Consider the following 5,078-nt stretch of genomic DNA (forward strand, 5'->3'; position numbering starts at 1 on the left):
GCACTGCGTTGCGCCAGCGAGCGCACCTCGCTCGCCACCACTGCGAAGCCGCGGCCCTGTTCGCCGGCACGCGCCGCTTCGACGGCCGCGTTCAGCGCCAGGATGTTGGTCTGGAACGCGATGCCGTCGATCACGCCGATGATGTCGGCGATCTTGCGGCTCGAGGCCGAGATCTCGTCCATCGTCGCGACGACCCGCGTCACCACCTCGCCRCCGCGGTCGGCCACACCGGCCGCCGACGCCGCGAACTGGTTGGCCTGCTGCGCGTTGCCGGCGCTGAGCCGCACCGAATCGGTCATCTGCTGCATCGACGCCGCCGTCTGCTGCAGCGCGCTGGCCTGCTGCTCGGTGYGGTTCGACAGATCGGCATTGCCGCTGGCGATCTCGGTGGTGGCATGGCTGATCGACTGCGCGCCGTTCTGCACGTCGCCGACCAGGCTGCGCAGCTGCTGCACCATGTCGCGCACCGCGTGCAGCAGGCTGCCGTCGGCGCCGGGCTGCACCGCGATGTCGTGCGACAGGTCGCCCTGCGCCACGCGCAGCACCGCATCGCGGGCGTACTCGGGCTCGCCGCCGAGCTGGCGCCACACCTGGCGGATCACCCAGCGCGAACCGAGGCCGAGGCCCACCAGCACCAGCCCCGCGCTCGCGAGGATGGCCACCAGCGTCGACGCGGTGCTCCGCTTGGCGCCCGCGAGCGCGGTGTCGAAGCCCTCCTGGGCCTCGGCCTGCGCCTGCTTCACCGACGCGCCGAACTGCTTCTGCGCGCCCTGCATCTTCTGCAGCGCCGCCGCTTCATCGCCCTGCTGGCTGCCGATCACGATGCCGATGGCCTGCAGCGCCGACGCATACCAGGCATCGAACTCGCCCTGCAGCCGCTGCGCCGCGGCAGCGCGCGCGGGGATCGCCTGCGTGCCCTTCAGCAGCTCGCGGATCTGCTCGGCCTGGTGGCCGGTCTCCTCGAGGCGCTTCTTGTCGCCGTCGGAGGCCGCGCCCTGCAGGCTGACGACCAGCGCATCGAAGCGGCTGGCCAGTTGCTGGCTCGCGCTGAGGTACGGGTAGTGCGTGCTGCCGACCGCGTCCAGCGCCTGCGAGGTGCGGGTCGAGAACGCGAAGACGACCATCACCCCGAGTGCGAACACGAGGGCCGACGACACCGGCAACAGCCAGATGGTGCTTTTGACTTTCACGGCGGCTCCCCGATCAGTCGACCGACTTCACGAGGTGGGCGACCTGGCCCTTGAACTCGACGGAGTCGCGCGTCTTGCCCTCGAGCTTCCACACTTCCTTGGCGGTCGGGCCGTGCTTGGCGTAGAACACCTTCGAGAAGATCGTGAAGTACGGCTTCTCGGCCAGCGGCGGGTTGATGCGCTCGACCTTGGCGCGCAGATCGGCTTCGGCCTGCAGCGTGTCGTCGGCTTCGGTGGTCTGCAGCGCGACCAGCTGGTAGCGGCCGGCGGCCAGGCGCTTCAGGATCTCGGTGGTGGCGTTGGCACTGTCATCGACCTTGGCACCCATCTTGGTCAGCTGCGCGATGACCGAGTAGCCGGTCGGCGCGCCGACGGTGCCATCGACGCCGTTCAGCTTCTGGCCGTCCCAGCCGGCGGCCGAGCCCTTGAGGCGGTACAGCGCGTAGGTGGCGCGGTACATGCGCTTGGTGGCGTCGGCCTCGCCGTCGAGCTTGACCGGGTACACCGCGAACTCGGCGCGGTCAGCGGCGAAGCTCGCATTGATCGCACCGTCCATCGTGCCGCTCTTGACCTCGGCCATGCACTGCTTCCACGGCATCGGCGCGAGCTTGATCGCCACACCGAGCTGCTTCTCGATCGATTGCATCATCAGCGCGCTGTAGCCGGGCTTGCCGTTGATGAGCCAGGGGTACGCCTCTTCGTGCGAGTGGCACAGCGTGATCTTCTCGGGGTTCGATTGCGCCTGGGCGACGGGAACGAGGGCGACGAGCGCGGCGAAGCCGGCGACGAGGGAGCGGGTCGTGTTCATGGGGGCAGGAGCGAAGGAGTGAAGGGAGCTGCGCGGATCTCGGCAGGCGCAGCAATGCTTGGCCTACTCTTGTCCACTCCCCAGACTTTCGGCAGGACCCATCGGAACTGGAGATGAATCGAGCCCCCTTCGCGTGACCGAATGCGCACGCGGCGCGGTGCGTCAGTGCCCGTCGGTCTCCAACCCCGCCGCCTGCAGTGCGCGGGCCCCCATCACATCGGCCTCTTCCTCGAGCGACGCATCGTCGTTGACGCCGACGCCGGCCATCTGCATCGTCGGCTCGACCCGCCCCTGGCGCTGCTGCACCACGTGCCAGGCCTCGTGCGGCAGGTGCTGGTCCTGGCCCGGCGCGAGGTGGATGTCGTTGCCCTGCGCATAGGCCAGCGCGTTCAGCTGCGCCGGCTTGTCGGAGTTGCGGTGCACCTGCACGTCGGACACGTCCATGCCCGACAGCGATTCGATGCCGGCCTGCAGGTCGCCCGGCAGCCCGCCGCGTGCGGGGTCGGCCTTGGCCTGCATCGGCTCTTCTTCCTCGAGCTCGCCCAGATCGGGCGCGCGCTGCGCGGCCTCGCCGAACGCCGCCTCGATCTGCGCGCGCTGCGCCACCATGCGCGGGCTGTCGTGGAACGGATCGGCCGCGCGTTGATGCACAGGGGTCTCGGAGCCACTGTTGTCGCGGTCGTTGGAATGCAGTTGCACTTTCATGGGGCCTCCACTCTCGGCTTGAACGTCACGTAAATGCCTGCGGCGAACAGCAGCAGGATCAGTCCGTACAGCAGGTAATTCTGCTCGCGCCAGTGCTGCAGCGAGGGGTCGCAGCTGAACACGACGAAGGCCAGCACCAGCGTCGCCAGCGCCCCCGCCCACACCATCAGCAGGTAGCGCCGGCCGATGCGCCGCACCCGGCAGTTCCACGCATACAGCGCGATGCCGATGCCCTCGGCCAGCACCAGTGCCTCGAACAGCAGGCGCAGCGGCAGCCGGTTCGGGCAGGCGAACTCGCACAGCCCGGCCAGCGCGCCGCGCGGCACCGCGTAGTTGTGCGTCAGCAGCGCATGCACCGTCTCGCCGCTGCCGATGCCCGGCGTCGGCAGCGGCCACAGCCCGATGCCGCCATAGGTCCACTTGATGTAGGCCAGGTCGCGGTCGAGCTGGTCGCGCTCCTGCGGCGGCAGCGCGGCCGCCTTCTCGCCGCGCTGGTGGAACTCGATCGGCACCACGCTCTCCAGGAAGGCGATGCGGCGGTGCCCCGACAGGTTCGGCGTCGCATCGATGCGCGCGCGCAGCGTCATCGTGCTCGCGCCGGTCGGCTCGCTCAGCAGCACCAGGAAGTCGATCGTCAGGTCGGTGGTGCCGCGGTAGCGCACCTTGGCCCCCTCCTCCACGCCCTTGCTGCTGCGCCGCGGCTCGGCAGTCTCGAGCACGTCCATCAGGTCCGAGAAGTTGTAGGCCCCGGTGTCGCCGAGCAGCTTGTCGGGTACGACGATGTTGGCCTGGTAGCTGCGGCCGGTCGCCTGCATCTCGGCCACCAACCGCTGCAGGAAGAGCTTCAGGAAGCGCGCGAAGGCCTTCTGCTGCGGACCTTCGGTGGGCGAATCCTCGAAGAACACCGTGAGGCCGTCGTAGACGTACTCCGACTCGCGCCACTGCGGCAGCAACAGGCCGTCGAGGCCGGCCTGCAACGCGCCGTCGCGCGTGTCGGCCAGCACCACCGCGTTGCGTGCCGCGTTGCGCGCGGCGGTGTCGAGCTGGGTCTCGGGCAGGGCGAGCAGCGAGGCCCAGTCGCGCCGGTACAGCACCAGGTCGACGCGCGTGCCGTGCCGGCGCGTCTCGCGCGCAAAGCCGCCGGCCTGGCCGTCCCAGCCCGGCGGCAGCACCCAGTTGCCGCTGTCGGCCAGCACCACGCCCATGTAGCTCAGGCGCGTGAACAGGCTGAAGTCGACCGTCAGCGGCGCCTCGGTGGCCAGCCAGTACGGCACGAAGCCGATCACCTCGTTGTCGACACGCTGCGGCGTGCAGCCGCAGCCGGCGCCGTTCAAGCGCAGCGGCTTCGCATCGCCGAACGGATGCCGCTTCTCGGCCGCACGCACGATGTCGGCGCGCAGCGCATCGGGCAGCAGGTTGTCGTAGAACTCGCGCAGGCTCAGGCTGCCGGCTGCGGTGATGGCCGCGGCCGGGGTGGCAACCGGCTTGCGCGTGGCGGGGGCGGATGCCGCAGACGCCGGGGGCAGCGGCGGGCATTGCGTGTCGACGGCCAGCTGCTGCTTCAGCGCCGTCTCGGTCACGTGCACCCGGTAGTAGGCGCAGCGGCTCTGCTCCAGCGCGTTGACGAACAGCGCGCGCGTCGGGTACTCCACGTCGGTCAACGGCAGCAGCACCGCCTGCAACTGGTCGGGGCTCGGCACGACCGGCGGCACCGGCTCGGTGACGGCTGCGGGCGGCAGGCCGTCCGCCGGCATCAAGGCCGGCACCGGCACGGGCGCCGCGGCGGGCGCTGCCGGCTCCGGCGCCAGGCCCGCCTGGTCGGCCGGCGTCAGCTTGTAGCTGACCGGCAGGCCGGCCTGCGTGTTCGCGGTGGCCTCGGCATCGGCGACGCCGAGCGTCGTCAGCGCCGGCGCTGCCGCGGGCGCAGATGCAGCCATGGCAGCCGATGCCGCCGCGGCCGGCCGCAGCACCGGCGTGTAGACGTTCAGCACATACGCCTGCTGCGCGGCGCGCGAGGGCGACGCTGCATCCTGCACGCCCAGCACGAAGCGGAAGCTGCCGTTCTCGGCCGGCAATCCGCTGAGCCGGCCGTCCTCGGTCAGCACCAGCCCCGGCGGCAGCTTGCCGTCGATCGTGTAGCGGTACGGCGGCGTGCCGCCCTTCACCACCTCGCGCGGACCATACGGCGCACCGCGGCGCGCCGATGGCAGCGTGACGGTCTTGTAGACCAGGCGCATGTCGATGCCCGACGCGGCCGAGGCCGCCGGCCACGCGGCGATCGGGACCATCGCGATGTCGGGCGAGGACGCTGCTGCGGGGGCGGATGCCGGCACCGTCGCCGCGCGCAGCCCGAGGCTCGCCGCCAGCACCAGCAC

Annotated in this window: 3 protein-coding genes and 1 pseudogene; all 4 read right to left on the reverse strand. The window is 70.9% G+C overall.

All coding sequences use genetic code 11. The annotated features are described in order from the left end of the window. Positions 1–1,190 (reverse strand): methyl-accepting chemotaxis protein (locus AC1DXV_RS31055; RefSeq protein WP_477937318.1); only part of this gene is annotated, 1,190 nt, incomplete at its 3' end. A 13-nt stretch (positions 1,191–1,203) separates the two neighbouring features. After that, a complete protein-coding gene (locus tag AC1DXV_RS31060; protein ID WP_477937320.1) occupies positions 1,204–1,998 on the reverse strand; it encodes a substrate-binding periplasmic protein in 795 nt (264 codons plus the stop codon). Positions 1,999–2,160: 162 nt separating this feature from the next. Beyond that, the gene (locus AC1DXV_RS31065) at positions 2,161–2,703 is read right to left on the reverse strand and encodes an eCIS core domain-containing protein (protein ID WP_477937322.1); all 543 of its coding nucleotides are present in this window, start codon (positions 2,701–2,703) and stop codon (positions 2,161–2,163) included. Then, positions 2,700–5,078 (reverse strand): annotated as a pseudogene (locus tag AC1DXV_RS31070) (hypothetical protein); the annotation flags it as partial. The pseudogene AC1DXV_RS31070 and the gene AC1DXV_RS31065, both read right to left, overlap by 4 nt.

It is taken from the genome of Rhizobacter sp. P3_C12 (genome assembly GCF_056402735.1).